General features: G+C 66.8%; 13 protein-coding genes. 5 read left to right on the top strand and 8 right to left on the bottom strand.

The genetic code is table 11. The annotated features are described in order from the left end of the window. Positions 1–35 precede the first annotated feature (35 nt). The 8 genes from tnpB to AC6JA9_RS26300 form a co-directional block, all read right to left on the bottom strand. The gene (gene tnpB / locus AC6JA9_RS26335; RefSeq protein WP_223785521.1) at positions 36–401 is read right to left on the bottom strand and encodes an IS66 family insertion sequence element accessory protein TnpB; all 366 of its coding nucleotides are present in this window, start codon (positions 399–401) and stop codon (positions 36–38) included. A 4-nt stretch (positions 402–405) separates the two neighbouring features. Continuing rightward, positions 406–720: an IS66 family insertion sequence element accessory protein TnpA gene (gene tnpA, locus AC6JA9_RS26330; protein ID WP_223785522.1), complete on the bottom strand. Its 315-nt coding sequence runs from the start codon at positions 718–720 to the stop codon at positions 406–408. Next, positions 704–916, bottom strand: a complete 213-nt coding sequence (locus AC6JA9_RS26325; protein WP_223785523.1) for a helix-turn-helix domain-containing protein — start codon at positions 914–916, stop codon at positions 704–706. Before AC6JA9_RS26325 ends, tnpA begins: the two co-directional genes overlap by 17 nt. 212 nt (positions 917–1,128) lie before the next feature. After that, entirely contained in the window at positions 1,129–2,658 is a 1,530-nt protein-coding gene (locus AC6JA9_RS26320) for a class I SAM-dependent DNA methyltransferase (protein WP_223785524.1), read from the bottom strand. After that, complete coding sequence (locus AC6JA9_RS26315) at positions 2,655–4,211, bottom strand: restriction endonuclease subunit S (RefSeq protein ID WP_223785525.1); 1,557 nt, start codon at positions 4,209–4,211, stop codon at positions 2,655–2,657. The genes AC6JA9_RS26320 and AC6JA9_RS26315 overlap by 4 nt, the downstream gene beginning before the upstream one ends. Then, complete coding sequence (locus AC6JA9_RS26310) at positions 4,208–6,970, bottom strand: type I restriction endonuclease subunit R (RefSeq protein WP_483578184.1); 2,763 nt, start codon at positions 6,968–6,970, stop codon at positions 4,208–4,210. The genes AC6JA9_RS26315 and AC6JA9_RS26310 overlap by 4 nt, the downstream gene beginning before the upstream one ends. A 251-nt stretch (positions 6,971–7,221) precedes the next feature. After that, the gene (locus tag AC6JA9_RS26305; protein ID WP_223785527.1) at positions 7,222–8,052 is read right to left on the bottom strand and encodes a hypothetical protein; all 831 of its coding nucleotides are present in this window, start codon (positions 8,050–8,052) and stop codon (positions 7,222–7,224) included. A gap of 82 nt (positions 8,053–8,134) precedes the next feature. After that, a complete protein-coding gene (locus AC6JA9_RS26300) occupies positions 8,135–8,581 on the bottom strand; it encodes a DUF6998 domain-containing protein (protein WP_223785528.1) in 447 nt (148 codons plus the stop codon). Positions 8,582–9,640: 1,059 nt separating this feature from the next. Here AC6JA9_RS26300 and AC6JA9_RS26295 point away from each other — a divergent pair. The 5 genes from AC6JA9_RS26295 to AC6JA9_RS26275 are packed head-to-tail and all read left to right on the top strand — an operon-like array spanning position 9,641 to position 18,961. Further along, positions 9,641–10,858 carry an HlyD family secretion protein gene (locus AC6JA9_RS26295; RefSeq protein ID WP_274622675.1) on the top strand — a complete coding sequence of 406 codons (1,218 nt, stop codon included), beginning with the start codon at positions 9,641–9,643 and terminating at the stop codon, positions 10,856–10,858. A 2-nt stretch (positions 10,859–10,860) separates the two neighbouring features. Continuing rightward, positions 10,861–13,620, top strand: coding sequence for an ATP-binding cassette domain-containing protein (locus AC6JA9_RS26290; protein ID WP_255666303.1), 2,760 nt, complete (start codon positions 10,861–10,863; stop codon positions 13,618–13,620). Further along, entirely contained in the window at positions 13,617–15,728 is a 2,112-nt protein-coding gene (locus tag AC6JA9_RS26285) for an ATP-binding cassette domain-containing protein (protein WP_223785531.1), read from the top strand. Before AC6JA9_RS26290 ends, AC6JA9_RS26285 begins: the two co-directional genes overlap by 4 nt. After that, the gene (locus AC6JA9_RS26280; RefSeq protein ID WP_223785532.1) at positions 15,725–17,206 is read left to right on the top strand and encodes a TolC family protein; all 1,482 of its coding nucleotides are present in this window, start codon (positions 15,725–15,727) and stop codon (positions 17,204–17,206) included. The genes AC6JA9_RS26285 and AC6JA9_RS26280 overlap by 4 nt, the downstream gene beginning before the upstream one ends. 6 nt (positions 17,207–17,212) lie before the next feature. Continuing rightward, positions 17,213–18,961 carry a hypothetical protein gene (locus AC6JA9_RS26275; RefSeq protein ID WP_223785533.1) on the top strand — a complete coding sequence of 583 codons (1,749 nt, stop codon included), beginning with the start codon at positions 17,213–17,215 and terminating at the stop codon, positions 18,959–18,961. Positions 18,962–18,963: the final 2 nt, after the last annotated feature.

The raw sequence follows: 18,963 nt of genomic DNA, 5'->3' as shown, positions 1-18,963 counted from the left end.
GCCAACACCTCGCCACCCAGCGGCGTGCCCGCGCGCTACGAGGACGTGCGCCCGGGCGGCGTCCAGGCGGGCGAGCGTTTGACTTCGGTGACGTCCATGCCGTCCAGCAGCATTGCCAACTGCGTCGCGTCCAACTGCACCGCGCTTGCGTCCGCGTCCACCTTGGGCATCCGGAAGCGGCCCGTCTCCAGCCGCTTGTACAGCAGCACGAAGCCGCCCCGACTCCACGTCAGCACCTTGAGGCGGTCGCCCCGCCTCGAGACGAAGGCGAAGAGATGGCCGGAGTAGACGTCCTCACCCCAGGCGGACTTCACCAGTGCCATGAGGCCATCAATCGACTTGCGCATGTCCACCGCCTCGGTGGCCAGCACCACGCGCACGGACGCCGGAAGCGTGAACACTCGCTCACCTGCTCAGCGCGGTGACGAGCCGGACCACGTAGTCGACGTCGGCGCCCGACGGGAACCGCAGCCGCGCTCCGCTCGCCAGCTCCACCTCGAGCAGCACGGGAGTCTCCTTCGCAGCGGCGGAGACCTCCACCGGCAGCAGGCGCACCGCAGGAGTCTTCTGGGGGCGCTGGCGGCGCCGCCGGTACACCCACGACTGCAGCGTGCTCAGCCTCAGCCCTCGCTGCGCGGAGAACTCCTTCTGCGTCAGGCCGCTCGCCTCGAAGGCTTCGGCGACTCGGAACCACTCCTGCTTCTCAACCGGCTTCGACATTCCGGCCAGGGTCCACCACGACTGCTACCCCGGCAATGCCTCTCGCCACGTCGCTCGCCGGACGGTTACGCAGCAACCGATTCACCGTGGCGCGGCCGACCTGGAACTGCTCGGCCAATTCCTCGTACGTCTTGCCGGTCGTCTCCCGCACCTTGAGGATGCGGCGACGTAAGTCCTCGGAAATCGGTCGGGTCATCCCCCGAGCAGATCACGCCCGAAGGATCGGCTCAACCGAGCTCCGCTGTCACACCAGCCGTGGGCAGTCCCAGGTGCTCCAGAATCGCGCGCACCCCTCTCAATTCCTTCACGGACGCCAACCCCCGCCGCCTGTCTCCACACACGCAGGCGAACACATATGCTGTCCAGGTACGTGTGATGCCGCTAGTTGTACTTCACTGGTGTGGAGGCTCATTCAGCCGCAGACGAAACCTTCCGCACACGCTTGCTCAGGTCCCCCAGCACGCTCTCGATCTGCTCCAGCGCCGACCGCAAATCGTCGGCAATCTCCGCTGCGACAACAGGTGGGTCCGGCAGCTTGGTCGAGTCCTCCAAGCTCTCATCTTTCAGCCAGAAGATGTCAAGGCTGCACTTGTCCCGCGCGACTAGTTCCTCGTAGGTGAACACGCGCCACCGGCCCTCTGGGTTCTGCTTCTCGTCCCAGAGCGGCTTGCGCTGGCTGCGGTTCTCCGGGTTGTAACAGGCGACGAACTCGTTGAGGTCGGCGCGCGTCATGCGCCGCGTCTTTAGCGTGAAGTCCTTGTTCGTGCGCAGGTCGTAAATCCAGAGCTTCTTCGTCCAAGGCTCGTTCGCACCCGGCTTGCGGTTGAAGAAGAGCACGTTCGCCTTCACGCCCTGTGCGTAGAAGATGCCCGTCGGCAGCCTGAGCAGCGTGTGGACCTCGCACTCCTGCAAGAGCTTGCGCCGGATCTTCTCGCCCGCCCCGCCTTCGAAGAGCACGTTGTCGGGCACGACAACGGCGGCGCGCCCGTGGATCTTGAGCATAGACTTGACGTGCTGGACGAAGTTCAACTGCTTGTTGCTCGTCGTCGTCCAGAAGTCGGGCCGGTTGTAGGTGATGGTCTCCTTGTCCGTCTCACCCTCGTCGTTGACGACGGTGATGCTCGACTTCTTTCCGAACGGCGGGTTCGTTAGCACCACGTTGACGTGGCTCGACGGCTCGTTGCGCAGCGAGTCCTCACCGCCCTGGATCGGCGGCTTCCGCGAGTCGTCATCAGGACCGATGCCGTGGAGGAAGAGGTTCATGGCGCACAGGCGGGCCACGCCGTCCACGAGTTCGGTGCCGCGGAGCGCCTCGTATCGCAGGTGCTTCTTCTGCTCCTTGTCGAGCTTGTACTTCGTGGCGAGGTAGTGGTGCGCCGAGAGCAGGAAGCCGCCGGTGCCGCAAGCCGGGTCGGCGATGACGTCGTCCGGCTTCGGCTGGATGCAGTCCACAATGGCGTCGATGAGCGGCCGAGGGGTGAAGTACTGGCCCGCGCCACCCTTCACGTCCTGCGCGTTACGTTCGAGGAGGCCCTCGTAGGCGTCGCCCTTCACGTCGGCGGTCATCTCCAACCACGACTCGTTGCCGATGAGATCGACGACTAGCTTGCGGAGCTTCGCCGGGTCTTGGATCTTGTTCTGCGACTTCCTGAAGATGAGGCCGAGCATCCCGCCCTGCTCGCCGAGCTTCTTCAGCGTGTCGCGATAGTGCTGCTCCAGCTTCACGCCTTCCATCTTCGGGTTGGAGAGTTCCTCCCAGCGGTAGCCCTTCGGGATGGGCTGCTCCTCGCCCGTGAGCTTGGCCCGCTCGTTGGCCATCTTCAGGAAGAGCAAGAACGTCAACTGCTCCAGGTAGTCCTGGTACGACAGGCCGTCGTCACGAAGGACCTGACAATAGCTCCACAGCTTCTTGACGATGCGCTCGCTCTGTTCGCTCATGATGCAGCCTTCGCCTTGCGGGCTCGGGACTCCTTGACGGGAGCTGCGGTTGCGCGCTCAGCCTTGATGCGCGCGAGGAGCTTCTCTGCGGGTTCGTCGCTGGGGTTTTGGTCGACGAGCTTGCCCTCGAATGCCCATCTAAGGATCGACTGTCGGAGGCGTACAGTTCGCCGTTGAGTATCCGCCACCATTTTCATTGATACCCTTTGAACCGATTCCAGGCGCTCGACTTCCTCGACGATACGCCTTTGCTCCTCGACGGGAGGAAGCGGTATCAGCCACACAAGCATTCGCTCCGCAGTCAGGTGGACGATGCCGACGCCAGGAGCGAGCCGCGCGAACTTTCCAGTCACACAGTCGCGGAGAAAAACGAGCCGGAGGAACTCCGGCAGGAGCGCGCGCTCATCAATCGCACGAACTCTCAGGAGGGTCTTCTGGTAGCAGGCGCCGGGGATCTCGTCGCGCCAAATCGCAGGTTTTCCAGCTTCCATCGGGCTGCCTGAGGCCTCAGACAGAAGCACGTCGCCCCACCTCAAACGATATCGTTCTGGATTGGGGAACCCCATCTTCTTTACATCGGAGAGGTCCAGCCCCTCCCAAGTGATGTTGGCAGCTCTAACGTACGGAATCTGCTCCTCAGCACCAGCGTGAACAGGCGCGCGCTGCTGGCCAAGTTGAACCTCGGTGACCTGCTCAAGTCGAACCCAACACCACCCCTCTGGCAACTCCGGCGCCTTGCTCGCATCCGGCGGCGCCGGCTCTTCGTACTTCGCCTTCCACTTGTCGTCCTTCGGCGGCTTCCCGGCCTTCTGCAGCCGGGCCAGTTCGGCCTCCTCCCAGCGGCGGCGGCGCTCTTTGAGGATGCGGTCCAGGAGCACCTGAGCGGGCTCGTAGTCGCGACCCTCTTGCCGGGCGATCTCCGCCTCAGTTGGAACCAGACGGCCCTCCACCGCGGCATTCAGGACCGAGGCGCGGTACGCCTTCAGCTTGGTATGGACCCGTTCGAGACTTGCGACGGCGGCATCGAAGCGAGAAAGGTAACTCTCGACGGCATCGACGATGCGCTGCTGCTCGTTCGTTGGTGGCAGCGGAAGTTGCTGCTCTTCCAGGAACTGAATCGGCACGCGGAGCTGTCCCGCCGTACCAGTCATCCGCGCCCGGGCCTGGCGACGAAAGCTCTCTTGCAGGAGGTAGTGAAGGATGAATCGCCCCTCGACTCCTTCGCGTGGTCGAAAGACGTGGAATTCTGTCGTCCCTGCACCGATTCCGCCAATCAAGCCACGCGCGAATGCGGCCTTACCATTCTCCATGCTCGGGGTGATCTTCGCCATCACCACGTCGCCCTCTTGGAAGCGCGTATACCCCTTACGGACTTCGGACCACTTCTTGGCGACTGTCGCATCCATGCGCCCCGTCATCTCCTCGACGGCAGCCATAGGAACGAACGAGACGAGAGCCGAGTCGGAAGGCACTTTGCTTGGATTCGGCGGATTGATCTCGGTAACTTCAGAAAGCAGCGCCTCGGCCCAGTTGCTAGGCAGATGCTTCGTCATGCAGCCAACACCTCGTTCAGCTCGCGCACAACGGCGTGCAGATCCCTGCCGAACACCTTGCTCGCCCGCGCGAGGCCACCCTCGTTCGTGAAGGGACTCAGATCGAAGTCGTCGATTTCGACCTCCAGGCTCGTGGCGATGTGGTCCCTCATCATTTCCAACCACCGGCGCTGTTCATCGGTGAACTTCCTACCCTTGTTCGCCTGCTGTGCAAACCAGTTCTCGAATCGCGCCAGCACGCGCTCAGCGTGCGGCACCAGCTCGCCGTCCTGGTGCAGCGCGAAGCGCACGAGGCTGACCACGTCGGTGAGGAGCCGCCCGGCCGATGCGCCCCGAACCTTCGATTTCTCCAGGGTCTCGTAGGCCCGCCACAGCGCGTCGGGCGTCCATGACCTCGGCGGCGACGAGATGGCGTCTGCGAGCGCCTTGATGTCCTTGTACTTGAGCCGCCTCTTGTGGGGCACCGAGTAGAAGAATCGCAGCGCCTCGATCTCGTCCATGTGCTCTTTCAGGAACTGCTCGAAGGACTGCACCAACGACTGCGCCCGCTCCTTCGCCTCGGCGCTATAGCCGGTCTGCTCCTCGATGAGCGTGTCGATGCTGACCTCATCGACGATCTGCTCGAACTTCTGGCGGAGTTCGATGAGCAACTTCCGCAGCTCGGGCATCCCCATGAGCGGCTTCGTGGCCGCGAGCTTGAGCGGCTTGGTCGCCTGCTTCACCTGCTCGTCGGTCGGTTCTGCGTCCTGTGGAAGGTGGAAGACCTTGCGGGCCTCTTCGTCCTGCACATCGGGGTCCACCGCATGCAGAAGTCTGGAGGCGATCTCCGACAGCGTCATGCCTCCGGTGACCTCGGCGATGCGCTTCGTGTCCTCCGGGCCGCACTGCTTGTCGATCCGCGCGATGCGGCCCGCAAGTGACGAGAGGTGGTCGTCGTTGGTACCGCCCGAAGCGACGTGCTCCAGCAGGTCCTTCAGCGGGACGCTCGGGTTCTTCTCCAGCGGCTTCGTATCGGCGAGCTTCGCCTCGCAGACGCCCACGCAGTCGATGATGAGGAAGCGCGTCTTCGCCTTGGCATCCGGCGTGACGGCCCGAAGCTCGTCGGGGTTGATCACGCGGACGCCGCGCCCCTTCATCTGCTCGAACAGCACGCGCGATTTCACCGTGCGCATGAACATCACGATCTCCACCGGCTTGATGTCCGTGCCGGTGGCGATGAGATCGACGGTGACGGCGACGCGCGGGTAGTAGCTGTTGCGGAAGCCCTGGATGAGGTCGGCGGGCTTCGTGCCCGTCACCTTGTACGTGATCTTCGATGCGAACTCGTTTCCCTTGCCGAACTCCTCGCGCACGATGCGGACGATGTCTTCGGCGTGGCTGTCGTCCTTCGCGAAGATCAGCGTCTTCGGCACTTCTTTCCGCTCGGGGAACGTCTCCTTCAGCACCTTGTCCCGGAAGGTGCGGATGATGAGCCGGATCTGGTCGATGGCGACGACGTTCTTGTCGAGGTCGCTGCCGGTGTAGCTCACGTCCTCGTCGGGAGCCGCCCAGCGGACCTTGCGCGTGAGCCGGTCTCGGTAGCCGAGCATGACGCCTGGGCTCGCGTCCACCGTCGAGCCCCGTGCCGTGATCTTCGTGCGGATCTTGTAGACGTCGAAGTTGACGTTCGCGCCGTCGGCCACCGCTTGCTCGTGCGGGTACTCCATGACGACGTTCCCATGGAAGAACCCGTAGGTGTGCTTGGCCGGTGTGGCGGTGAGCCCGAGGAGGTGGGCGTCGAAGTATTCGAGCACCTGCCGCCACAGCGAGTAGATGCTCCGGTGGCACTCGTCGATGAAGATGATGTCGAAGAACTCGGGCGGAATGGCCTTGTTGTAGACGACCGGCAGCGGCTCCTTCGCCGACACGTCGTCGCTGTCGAAGCGGGTGTGCGCCTCCTGCTCGGGATCGAAGTCAGGCTCGCCCTTCAAGGTTGAGTAGAGCCGCTGGATGGTCGAGATGACGACCTTGCTCGACGAGCCGATGGTATTCGACGTGAGCCGCTGGACGCTGTACAGCTCCGTGAACTTCCGGTTGTCATCGGGCGTCCGAAAGCCCTGGAACTCCTTCTCCGCCTGCTCGCCGAGGTTCGCCCGGTCGACGAGGAAGAGCACGCGCCGGGCACCGCCGAACTTGATCAAGCGATAGAGCGCGGTGACCGCGAGGAGCGTCTTGCCGGTGCCCGTCGCCATCTGGATGAGCGAGCGGGGCCGGTCGTCGAAGAGGCTCTTCTCGATGTTGGTGACAGCCTTCACCTTGTTCGGCCACATGCCGGGAAGGTCGACCGGGGGCATCGCCCGCAGACGGGCGCGCAGGGTCGAGGGCTTGGTGTCGTCCGCCTTTGTGTAGAAGCCCCCCGAACGCTTCAGCCATTCATCCAGCGTATCGGCCGACAGCCACTCCCGGAGGGTCTCGGGCCGGTGGAACGTGAAGACCTCCCGCGTGCGCGGTAGTGGGTCCAGGTGGTTGATGAACGCGGTCTCTTCGCCCGTCGAGATGTAGGCGAAGGGCAACGGTTTGTGGGGAGCCTCCAGCGCCAGGGGCAGCCCATCCACGTACCGCTTCGCCTGGACCTCGACGTTACGGACGGGAACTCCGGCAGGCTTCGCCTCGCATACCCCGACGGCCCTGCCATCCACGAAGAGGAGGTAGTCGGCGAAGCCATGGCCCTTTTCGAGCTTGAACTCCCGCACCGCGACGGCCGGAACGGTGAGGTTCATCTCGTCGCGGTCCTGGACCGTCCACCCTGCCTCTTCGAGCAGGGCGTCGATCTTCTCCCGCGCCTTTGCCTCGGGTGCGTTCTTGCTTCCTGTCGGAGACACTGGGGGCCTAAGTATAGGCGAAGGTACACGGGAGCGTGCAAGCGGGCGGCGGGCTGGCGCAGGCGCCGTCTACCCGCCCCAGGTGCCACGCTCGCTCCCTCCTCATCTGCTTGTGGGAACTGCCACCGTAACCCACGGTGGTCCGCTTATTATTGCGGCTCCGGGAAGCCTTCTGCTCGGAGCCGCGCACGTGCGCCGTTGGCCCAACTCGGAATCGGCATTCTCGGGTGGTTGTACCAAGTAACAACAACCTTCAGACCAGCGGCGGCAAGTTTCTTTCTCAGCCTGTTCTCCATGAGTGCACGATTATCGGCTCCAAGCAGAAGGATGCCGACCGGCTTCAGGATCTTCGCGGCCTTGAACGTCCACTGGTAGCGTCGTTCGTTCATCTTCTTGATGAAGTCGGCGACTTCATCGTCGGCGATCTTCGAATTGGTCTGGCGCAAGGCTGCTTTCAGGTCCTTCTCCACCGGTGCGCGGCCGTGCTGCTTTGCGACCCTGGGATCCACAAAGGCCAGGGGACACGGGTTGAGAAAGAACGCCCGCTCAAGCCCCTTCTCAGCAGTGCCGTACAGATTTGTCAGCAACTCATAGACCGGCCAGGAGCTGTTCTCGGAGTTGTTGCTCGGGTTCAGAAACGGAAGCAGCTCTTCCGGCGCCTGCCCCCGCTCCCCCTTCCACTTACGCGCTGCCAGTAGCGCATTGAGCAGCTTGGGCAGGCGCGTGGCGATCACGCACTGATCCGTGAGAGGCATCCCGGTCTGCAGCATCCCATAGAGCCCGGGGTTCAGCCCCACCACGAGGAGCCCGCCTTCCTCAGGGGGGTAGAGTTCAAGCCGCAACCTGTGCCAATCATTGTCATCCTTGATCGGATTGAAGCACTTCCACCCCGTCGCAGCCGCGATGCCGGTCCGTTTCTTTTCCCAGGCCGCACCAAGCTTGGTCCAATACGCATCCAACTTCTTCGCGAGTTCGTTCACGCGCTCACCCCCGTCAGCCCGTCCCGTACCATGGCCGCCACACTCCAGAGGGGACCACGGAGCAAGAGTCCGAGTGACGGCTTCAGTTCCACACTCTGGCCACCGACGTAGTGACATCGGTGATACCGTCCCCGCCGCGCCTGAGCTGTGGCTGGGTGATCATGGGGTCTCCCTTGCTGGAGAACCGACCGGATGCCCTCAAGGCCTGAGGCGTAACTTCCCATGCCATGAGAACTTTCGAGAGATCCTTCGAGAGCCAGATGCAGAGACTGAGGTCGAAGTTCAGCCCAGGCTCATGTTCGAACTGTGGTGCAGTAACCGCCGTTCTCGCTTTGGCCTGAATCCGGCGACCGTCGGCGGCAATGAGGTCGAAGCCATTCGTGTTGCCACGAGCCAACTGCCCGCCGTAGTACCTGCACGCGATCCATTCGCCGACGCCTTCAACAACCGTTCTGCCGCCCACTGCCTGTCGCAGCGCTCGTTCCGCCTCAGCGAAGTTGCGAACTAGCTCTCTGATGTCGCTCGTCACAGAGTGCTCCGTTGTCGAAGTTGAATCGAGGTCTTCACGACCCGCCCAGATGGTCCGGTCCCTTAGCCCCCTGTACGGATTCTGTACAGACCGGGCCGGTGACGTGCGAACGCCAGCGACGGCCTACGGTCAGTCAGAATAGGGGGTTACGGCTAAGGGTTCAGAAGGTGAGGGGCAGGGCCGCGATTATGAGACCGCCGCTCTAACCAGGTGAGCTACCTAGCCACAAAGTGACGCCCGTATAGCGGGACAAGGACGCCGCCGCAAGGACTTCGACGCAGGGAGGCTCGGGAGGAGTGCCCGGGGCGGACGAGGGGGGCGGGCCATGGCGGACGGCGCCGGCGGCGGGGCCTCCCGCGCCCGGGCCTTCAGGTCCGGACTCCTGGGCTCGGAGAGGGCGTGAGGCCGGCCCTCCGGACCGCGCCGATGTGGAGGGTGGCCGGCCTCGTCGAATCCCCGCGACCTGGTGGGTCGAGCCGCGGGTTCGGCCCTTCCCCTCGTCGCCAGGCGCGGTGGGTGGAGCAGGCGGTGCTCACCACGACCGAAACCCGTCACGGTGCGAAGTCATTTCAATCAGGCCGATGCGCTCATCCATGCGGGCTCGGTATGGCTGAGCATGAAAAATGGAGCGCGAGCCTGCCCGACTTGCAAGGTTGGGATTGAGGCCCGAGCACCTGCGGACTCAAGACGTCACCCGACATAAAAAAGAGAGGAGCTGATGGAATCATCCCCATCAACCCCTCTCTGTGCATCTGAAACGAGGAACGACCAGCTTTACAGCTGACATCAACGACTCACTACTACTAGCGCGCCTTGGGGCCGCCGCGGACGTGGATCTTGATCTTCATGTCGTGCCTCCTTTCAAGACGAACGCTAAGTGTAATCGAAGCTCGATGTCAAATCGAACAAACGATCAATGTGCGACGCATTGCGGCGATGTGGACGACGTCCCTGTCGCATCGAGATGCCTGTATTCATGCAATGGGAGCGTGAATCCCAAAGCAGCGGCCGAGGTGTTGACAGGGCGCGACCATTAAGGCGACTTTGGGTTCACGGACCATGGCATATCCCTTCGAGCGGACCCTTCGTTCCCTGAACTACGAGTCGGACACGCGCCTCGTGTTCGTCGCTCTGATGGTCTTGTGTGCTGGCGGGCTCGTCGCCTGGTCGTTGTTCGCCAAGGTCCCGCTCGTCAAGGCCAGCTCACAGGCGCGGATCGAGCCCCATAACGCCGTCCATCGCATCGAGCCGCCCAGTGCGGGCAGGGTCGTGCGCTCGTTGCTCAAGCTCGACCAGACGGTCAAGGAAGGCGACCTGCTCATCGAGTTCGACGCACGGGCCGAACGCCTCGAACTCGAGCGGAGCCAGGCGACGCTCGCCGCGACCGAGAAGGAACTCGCCATCATCCGCCAGCAGATCACCAACAAGCGCGACGAGGCGGCCCTGACGGCGGCGGTGGACGAGGTGGCCATCAAGGAGGCGCTGGAGCGGGAGCAGGAGCTCGCGCCCAGGCACCGGCTCGCGGTGGAGCGCGCGGAGCTGGCCCTCAAGAGCCCGACGGGCGCGGTCTCCGAGATGGAGAAGCTCGAGCGCACGACCGATGTCGACGCGCTCCGCTCCGCGAAGGCGGCGCAGAGCCTGGCGCTCACCCGACTGCGGCGCGAGCAGAACGTGCGCCGTCAAGCCCTCGCCGCGCAGCTGCTGGAGCTCGAGCGAGAGGCGCTGGGCGCCGAGGGGCGCATCCGGGAGCTCCAGGGCGCCATCGACCGCCTCGAGTACCAGATTGACCGGAAGCTGTACCGGGCGCCGGCCACGGGCCACCTGGTCGACGTGGCGGAGCTCGGCTCGGGAGCATTCATCGCCGACGGGCAGCGGGTCGGCACCATCGTCGCGAGCGACGCCGAGGTGCGCGTGCGCGCCCGCTTCCCGAAGGAGGTCGTCGGGTTGATCGAGCCCGGTCAGACCGCGCGCCTCAAGCTCGACGGCTACCCGATGACCATCTACGGGACGGTCCCCGCCAGGGTGACCGCCGTCGGGACCGAGCCCGGCCAGACCGCCACGCCCGAGGCCATCCCGGGCACGGTGCGCGTCGAGCTCAAGTTCGCGCCGCCGGAGGACCCCCGCATCCAGCTTCGCCACGGCATGACCCTGTCGGTGGAGGTCGAGGTCGCGCGGGCGTCGCCCGTCGCGCTGCTGATGCGGGCGGTCGGCGAATGGAATCCGCAGCCCGATGAGCCGCCCGTGACCGTGTTTCGGCCCGAAGCCGAGGCCCGCTGACCATGACTCCTCCCAGGCGTCGGTCCTCAATCATTCCCGAGGTGATCCAGATCTCGGCGACGGATTGCGGCCCTGCTTCACTCAAGAGCCTGTTCGCGGGGATGGGCGCCGAGCTCAACTATCGCGTCCTCCGCGAGGTGTGTCAGACGGACGTCGACGGCACCTCGATCGTCACCTTGGATGAGGTCGCCAACCAGCTCGGGCTCGACTCCGAGCAGGTGATGCTCCCGCTGGACCACGTGGTGGTCCCCGAAGCCAAGGCGCTTCCCGCCATCATCGTCACGCTCAGCGCGGGAGGGCGGCCGCACTTCGTGGTGCTGTGGAATCGCATCGGCCCGTTCATCCAGGTCATGGACCCGGCGGCGGGCCGCCACTGGACCCGGATCTCGACGCTGCTGAGCCACCTGTACCAGCACACCACCTCCGTCCCGGCGGACGGCTGGCGCGAGTGGGCCGGGTCCGAGGAGGCGGTCGCCACGTTCGAGCGCCGCCTGCTGGACCTGGGGGCGACGCAGGCGCGGGCGCTGGTGGCCCAGGCGCTCGAGGACCCCGGGTACCTGTCGATCGCCAGGCTCGACGCCGCGTGCCGGGCGTCCGAGGCGATGATTCGCGCGGGCGCCGTCCGGAGAGGCCGGACGGCGGCCAGTCTGCTGCAATCCATGGTCGCGAAGGACGCCTCCGGCGAGGTGCCCATTCCCGCGACCTATTGGTCCGTTCGCCCCAACCCCGAGGTGGACGGCGAGCTGTCGATGACCGGCGCGGTGCTGATGCGCATTCGCGGCTGGCGCGAGGCTCCGCGCGAGGGCGAGGACGCGCCCAGGGCGGTGCTCGCGAGCGACCTGGCGACGGAGCTCGTCGCCAAGCAGGTGAGCCCCGCGCGGACGCTGCTGCGCCTTCGAGGCCAGGATTCGTGGCTCGTTCCGGGCCTGATTGTGATGGGCCTGGTGTTCGCCACCTTCGGGCGGCTCCTGCAAGCGCTGATGCTCCGTGGCGTGCTCGACCTGGGGCGCGACCTGGGCACGTTCGCGCAGCGTGCGACGGGCATGGCCGTGCTCGCGGGCGTCGCGCTCTGCTTCATGCTCATCCAGATCCCCATCTCCTTGGGGCTGCTCGGCATCGGCCGCCGGCTGGAGGTGCGGCTGCGCAAGGCGTACTTCGAGAAGCTCCCGGAGATGGAGGACCGCTATTTCCAGAGCCGGCTCGCCTCCGACATGGCGTCGCGAACGCACAACATCCAGGCGATGCGCTCGCTGCCGCTCCTGCTCTCGCAGGCCTTGATCCTGTCGCTCGAGGTCGTGAGCATCACCGTCGCGCTCATCTGGGCCGCGCCGTACGCATGGCACATCGTGCTCGCGCTCGCGGCGGTCACGCTGCTGGTGCCCCTGATGGCCCAGAAGCTGCTCTTCGAGCCCGACCTGCGCGTGCAGATGCACTCGGGCGCGCTCAGCGGCTTCACCCTGAACGCGCTCGTCGGGCTCACGCCGATCCGCATCCACGGCGCCGAGCGGTCGCTGCGCCGCGCGCAGGAGACCTTGCTCGTCAGCTGGACCAAGGCGCGCTACTGGCTGCAGACGCTGTCGGTCGGGCTCGAGGGCGTGCTGATGCTGGTGAGCTACGGCCTGGTCATGCTGCTCGTCTATTCGTACCTCGCGGGCACGAGCCGGGCTTCGCTGGTGTTGCTGGTCGTCTACTGGGCGCTGCGCTTCCCCATCCTCGGCCAGCGGCTGATGGTGCTGAGCCGCGCGTTCCCGAACGCGATGAACCGGGTCCGCCGGCTCCTCGACGTCATCGGCGATATCAAGGAGCCGCAGGCCCGGCCCGAGGCGCCGGTGCAGGCGCCCGTCGCGCCCGCGGCCTCGGCCGACGCGAGCGGCGTTTCCATCGTGATGGAGAAGGTCCGCGTGAAGGGCGGCGGTCACACCATCCTCGACAAGGTCTCCTTGAACATCGCCCCCGGCGAGCACGTGGCCGTGGTCGGTGTCTCCGGAGCAGGCAAGTCGACGCTGGTCGGCCTCCTGCTCGGCTGGCTCCGGCCGGCGCGTGGTGAGATCCGGGTCGACGGGCAGGTGCTCGACCAGGTCGCCATCGAGCGGCTGCGGCGCACCACGGCCTGGGTGGACCCGGCGATCAGCCTCTGGAACCAGAGCCTCCTCGACAACCTCCGGTACGGCAACGACGGCGCGCACGGCTGGGCCCTGTCGGGAGCGCTCAAGGGCGCGGAGATGCTCGACATCCTCGAGGCGCTTCCAGACGGGCTGCAGACGTCGTTGGGCGAGGGCGGAGGGCTGGTCTCCGGTGGCCAGGGTCAGCGCGTGCGCCTGGCGCGCGCGATGCTTCGCTCCGGCGTGCGTCTGGCCATCCTCGACGAGCCCTTTCGTGGTCTCGATCGCGACCGGCGCGCGCGGCTGCTCGCCGAGTCCCGGCGGCTCTGGAAGGACATCACGCTGCTCTGTGTCACCCACGACGTCGAGCACACCCAGGAGTTCGATCGCGTGCTCGTGGTCGAGAACGGCCGGATCCTCGAGAACGGGTCGCCGAAGGAGCTGCTCGCGAACCAGGAGTCGCGGTACGCGGTGCTCCTTCGCGCCGACCAGGAGAATCGCACCCTGCTGTGGGGCGGTGGGCGCTGGCGCCATTGGTGGCTGTCGGGCGGCCAGCTGGTGGAGAGGCCGGCGCCGAACCCGGCGGAGACGCCAGCGCCAGAGCCGGTGGAGACGCCTGCCGCGAAGCCCGGCCCGGGCGGGTTGGAGCTGGTGGGATGACGCGCGCGAACTCCGACCTGTTGTGGCCGGTCGAGCGACTGCCGGACGCGCTGGAGCAACTGGCGCAGCGGCAAGGCTATGGCAGGGCCGGGGGCGAGATAGCTCCGCCCGCGGCGGCCGTCGAGCCGAGCCGGGTCTGGATGTTCGCGCTCGGAGACCGGCTCGGCGTGGAACTCGAGCCGATCACGCCGCTCTACCATGAGCTGCCCGACGTCCTCGCGCGCGCCGCGCCCTGCATCCTCCAGGTCCGGCGAGACGGCGTCCCGTCCTATCTGGTGCTGCTGGGGACACGGCGCGGGAAGCTGCGCCTGCTCGCGTGCGACGGCACCGCCGTCCTGGTCCCGAAGAAGAGCGCGCTCACGCTCCTGCGCGAGGAGCAGGAGGCCACCGCCGCGGAGGTCGACCAGCTGCTTGGCGGCGTGGAGATGTCGCCCCGCGCGCGCGAGCACGCCCGCTCACAGATGCTGCTGCAGCGGCTCGGCCAGGCGCAGCTGCGCACCGGCTGGATCATGCGCCCCCGGCGCACCGCGAGCCGGCGGACGCTGCTCGGCGACATCCCGTCGCTCATCGCCGGCATCCTCGTGAGCCACACGCTGCTCTCGCTGGTGCTGGCCTTCTCGTTCTGGCTGCTCGGCCGGGCCGCGCTCCAGGCCCACCTGGAGACCGGCTGGTTCCTGGGGTGGATCGCCGTCATCGCGTGCGCGATTCCGCTGCGCATGCTCGAGGTGTGGTGGCAGGGCGTGTTTTCCATCCGGCTCGGGACGCTGCTCAAGCAGCAGCTCCTCACGGGAACCCTCAAGCTGACCCCCGACGAGGTGCGGCTGGACGGCATCGGCCGTCATTTCGGCCGCGTCGCCGAGTCCGAGGTCGTCGAGCAGCTCGCGGTCGGCGGCGCCCTGCTCGCGGTGTTGTCGCTCGTCGACCTGGTCCTGGCGGGGGGCATCCTCGTGCTCGGGGCGGGAGGGTGGCCCCAGACGCTGGTGCTCGTGCTGTGGGTCGTGGTCGCGTTCGTCCTCGCGCGCCGTCACTACGGCGTCCAGCGGGCGTGGTCGAGCGCGCGCGTCGAGATCACCCACGACCTGCTCGAGCGCATGCTCGGCCATCGCACGCGGCTGGCGCAGCTCCCCCTCGAGCGCTGGCACGATGGCGAAGACATCCGCTTGAGTGCCTACTCCGAGGTCTCGAAGGTCATGGACCGCCGGACCATGCAGCTGACCGCGCTGCTGCGCGACGGCTGGTTGGTGCTCGCCCTGCTGACCTTGCTGCCGGCGTTCAGCACCGGGACGGCCAATGCCAGCGCGCTGGCGGTGTCCGTGGGCGGCATCCTGCTCGCGCTGCGGGCCTTCGACGAGGTCGCCGTCTACTTCCAGCAGGTCTCCCAGGCGGCGGTGTCGTTCGAGCAGATCCGCGACCTGCTGGCCGCGGTGGGCCGCCCCGAGCTCGAATCGAAGGTCCCCCTCGAGATGGAGGGAGGCAAGCCCACGGACGCCGACAGTGGGACGCTCATCGAGGCGCGGGGCGTGACCTTCCGGCACGACGCGCGCACCCGGCCGGTCATCGAGAACTGCTCGTTCCAGATCGCGAAGGACGACCGCATCCTGCTGGAGGGCCCCTCCGGCGGTGGCAAGTCGACGCTGGTGTCGCTGCTCACGGGCCTGCGCTCGCCGCAGGGCGGTGTGATGCTGTTGCACGCGCTGGACCGCGCGACGTTCGGCGCCTCGGGCTGGCGCAAGCGTGTCACCGCCGCGCCGCAGTTCCACGAGAACCACGTCCTGTCCGGCAGCTTCGCGTACAACCTCCTGCTCGGGCGCGAGTGGCCGACGTCGCCCGAGCTGCGGGCCAAGGCCGCCGCGCTGTGCAAGGAGCTCGGGCTGGACGAGCTGATCGCCAAGATGCCCGCCGGCCTGGAGGAGATGATCGGCGAGACCGGCTGGCAGCTCTCGCATGGCGAGAAGAGCCGGCTCTACATCGCGCGCACGCTCTTGCAGGGGGTCGAGCTGGTCATCCTCGACGAGAGCTTCGCCTCACTTGATCCGGAGACCATGAGGGTCGCGCAGCGCTGCGTCCTCAACCACGCGAAAGCCCTCGTGGTCGTCAGCCACCCATGAGACTTCGACTCCCGCTCGCCCTCCTCGCGACGACCTTCTCCGGTTGTGGGCTGGTCCGTCCCGTCGTCGTCACCCCGCCACCGGCACCGAGCAGCTACTCGACCGCCATCGAGCCGCCCGCGCCGTCCACCGCACCCGAGGGCGGGGCTCCAGACCCGCGGCCGTCGAAGGAGGGCGGGCCCGCGCGGCCCGCCGAGCACGTCACCCAGGACGAGGTCTGGTGGTCGGCGTTCGCCGACCCGGCGCTCGACGCGGCCATCCAGGAGTGCTTCAGCAACAGCCTGGTCCTGCACGACGTGCGGGACCTCATCTACGAGAACCAGCTCGACCCCAACGTGCCGCAAGGTTGGTGGTACCCGCTCCAGGTCGGCGTCCTCAACCCGGCGGGGCTGAGTCAGGTCGTCGCCATCGTCCCGCCCGCGCCGGCGACCCAGGCCCGGTACAGCATCGCCACCGCCGATGTCGGTCTGACCTACCAGGTCGACCTGTTCGGCAACCTCGCCGCGCAGCGGAGCGCGGGCTTGAACTTCGCCGAGCAGCAGCGTCAGCTCACCGAGGCCCGCGTCCAGGACCTCGCGCAGCGCATCGCCCAGGTCTGGTTCGACATCCTCGAGGCCCGCGCGCTCAGGGACCTCACTCAGCGGCAGATCGACTACAACAAAGAGCTGCTCCGCCTGATTCAAGCGCGGTTCGAGCAGCACCTCACGCCCCGGCTCGCGGTGCTGCAGCAGGAGCAGCTGCTCTTGAACCTCGAGGCGCAGGTGCCGCTCATCTCCGCCCGGAACGCGCTCTTGAACTCGGAGCTGAAGGCGCTGCTGGGCCGGGTCCCCAGCCCCGCGGACGACATCGTTCCCCTCGAGCGACAGCTTCCAGATCTCCCGCCTTCGCCCAACCTCGGAACGCCAGGAGACCTGAACGCGAACACGCCGGAGATGCGGCTCCAGGAGCTGCGCGTCGCCGAGGTCGAGCACCGCATCAACGCGAACCGGGCGAGCTGGCTTCCGGTGATCCAGCTGGTGGGCAGCGTGGGCGCCGCGAAGGTCGGCCTCTCGGAGCCGGTCCTCCACCAGTCCGTCGTCGGCGTGAACCTGACCTGGGCGATGTTCGATGGCAGGCGCTTCACCGAGCACAAGCGACTGCCCATCCAGCTCCACCGTCGCCACGTCCAATACGAGCTCGCGCTGAACACGGCGATCGGCCGGGTGCAGGATGCCGTGGTCCAGGAGGAGACCGGGGCGACGAGCCTGCGCGCCCTGCGTGCGCAGGTCCTGCTGGGGCAGCAGCTCCTGGACGAGGCGAGGCGGCTCTTCGAGCAGGGGCGCTCGGACTACCTGACGGTGCTCTCCGCCCTGACGAACCTGGTCGGGCTCGAGCGCGCGAGTCTGCAAGCACAACGGCTGCTGCTCAACCATCGCGTCGCGGTCTATCGTTCGCTCGGCGGCACCTGGTCGCGCGACGTCACACTGAAGCGGGAGTGAGAAGCCATGGCACAGCTGCAAGCGGATGAGATGCTCTACATTCCCAATCGAAGGCGGCTCACGCACGACCGGCTCGACGCAGGCGATGGCCAGAAGGTCCTGCACCTCTTCTATGGCGAGGTGGAGCTCATCTTCGACGAGCCGGACATCGCGCCTTTGGGCGAGAAGCTGCTCCAGGTCGAGCAGTTCCAGGCCTCCGATGCCATGGCGTGGTCGGACGGCGCGCCCCATTCCTGGGAGAAGATCCGGGACCTGCTCGAGATGTTGATGGAGCAGCGGGTGTTGCGGCGGGTCTCGGATGGGCCCGCGAGCCGCGCCGCGGTGTCGTATCCCGAGCGGTTGGGAGAGGTGCCCGCCGGGCGTGAGCCGCTCACGTTCAGCGCCCACGACAATCGTTGCCCCGTGCTGACGGAACAGGCGTTCGGACGGGCCTTCGAGCTGTCGAACCTCGAGGTCGTCGTGCCGGTCTACCGCGTGGCGCATCCGGCGGTCGACGGTGATGGCCGGCAGGTGGGCGAGAACAACGTCACACCGCGCACGTTGTTCCTCGACCTCCCGACCGTGCGCAAGCAGTGCCACTACGCGGGGAGCCGCTATCAGAGCGAGCTCCCGATGAACGTAACGGCGATGAAGGCCATGGCGCGTCAGTGGCCGGAGCTGCTCTCGCTGACCGAGCAGTTCCGCCGGGCCTTCCTCACGCGCATGCCGCCTCGGACCCCAGGCGTGCTCACCGCGGGCGAGCTCCACATGCAGGTCGTCTGCACGCTCGCGTCGGTGGGGTACGTGATGGTGCGGGGCGTCGATCCGGCGCGGAACGGCGAGCTCGACAGCGGACTGGCGGCCATGTTCCGGTTGATCGACGGCGTCCGCCTGGTCACCAATGATTTGGTGCGCGACGCCCCCGAGCAGCCCGTCACCGCGCAGACCATCGTGGACTACGCCGAGCGTCACGCGGTCTTCCATGGTCCGCACGGCGTGTGCGCCGGACCGCCGGCGCTGATCAACGAGTACATGCAGGTGTTGACCGGCCTGGCCCCGGCGCCCATCGATGTCCAGCCCGACATCGCGGCGCGCCTGGGAGATCTCGACGCCGCGCTCGATTACGGTCTGCTCGGGCAGCGCGTCGAGGCGGTGGTCCGCTTCCTCGGGGCGAGCCAGGGGCTGCTTCACGAGCGGCTCCGGGCGGCGTTCGCCGGGCACCTCCCGCGCACCGCGCTGCAGGAGTTCGTGGAGGCGCCCATCGACGTCGCGCGCTACCCGCTGCTCCGGGACGACTTCCCGCTCGCCGAGACCTACCAGCGGGAGATCAATCTCAGCCGCTGGTTGTTCGCGCGCATCGGCGAGGCCCTGCCGGGCACGCCCCAGGGTGCCTCGCTGGACGCGCTGGCGAAGCTGGACCCCGCGGAGCAGGCCACGAGCCAGCGGCGACTGGCCGAGTTCTTCGCGCATGGGCTGCCGGCGGACAAGGTCGTGGCGGAGCCGCTCCGCGGTGAACTCGCGGGGGTCGTCGCCAGCGCGTTCGCCCTGGAGCGTCGGTGCCTGGGCGTCGTCGAGCGCGAGCAGTCGATGTTGAACCAGCGGCTCCGGCGCTCGGACCACCCGCTGACGGGCGCGGACCTGGCCGCGTTCACGCGGCCGCGCAATGGCCCCCCGTTGGCGGAGACCCTCGCGCGCGGCCTGGGCATCTCGGTCACCAGCCACGCTGCCTCGACCGTGCTGAGTCACGGAGAGAGCAGCCTCACGTTGAAGGACTAGAG

The organism is Myxococcus sp. MH1 (genome assembly GCF_059738865.1).
Note: the sequence above shows the minus strand (reverse complement) of the source record. Positions and strands in the feature narration are given on the sequence as shown.

Coding starts and splice junctions, on each gene's coding strand:
- AC6JA9_RS26295 (WP_274622675.1), top strand. CDS start 9,641: ATGGCATATCCCTTCGAGCGGACCCTTCGTTCCCTGAACTACGAGTCG.
- AC6JA9_RS26285 (WP_223785531.1), top strand. CDS start 13,617: ATGACGCGCGCGAACTCCGACCTGTTGTGGCCGGTCGAGCGACTGCCG.
- AC6JA9_RS26280 (WP_223785532.1), top strand. CDS start 15,725: ATGAGACTTCGACTCCCGCTCGCCCTCCTCGCGACGACCTTCTCCGGT.
- tnpA (WP_223785522.1), bottom strand. CDS start 720: ATGTCGAAGCCGGTTGAGAAGCAGGAGTGGTTCCGAGTCGCCGAAGCC.
- AC6JA9_RS26290 (WP_255666303.1), top strand. CDS start 10,861: ATGACTCCTCCCAGGCGTCGGTCCTCAATCATTCCCGAGGTGATCCAG.
- AC6JA9_RS26315 (WP_223785525.1), bottom strand. CDS start 4,211: ATGACGAAGCATCTGCCTAGCAACTGGGCCGAGGCGCTGCTTTCTGAA.
- AC6JA9_RS26325 (WP_223785523.1), bottom strand. CDS start 916: ATGACCCGACCGATTTCCGAGGACTTACGTCGCCGCATCCTCAAGGTG.
- AC6JA9_RS26275 (WP_223785533.1), top strand. CDS start 17,213: ATGGCACAGCTGCAAGCGGATGAGATGCTCTACATTCCCAATCGAAGG.
- AC6JA9_RS26320 (WP_223785524.1), bottom strand. CDS start 2,658: ATGAGCGAACAGAGCGAGCGCATCGTCAAGAAGCTGTGGAGCTATTGT.
- AC6JA9_RS26310 (WP_483578184.1), bottom strand. CDS start 6,970: ATGAACCTCACCGTTCCGGCCGTCGCGGTGCGGGAGTTCAAGCTCGAA.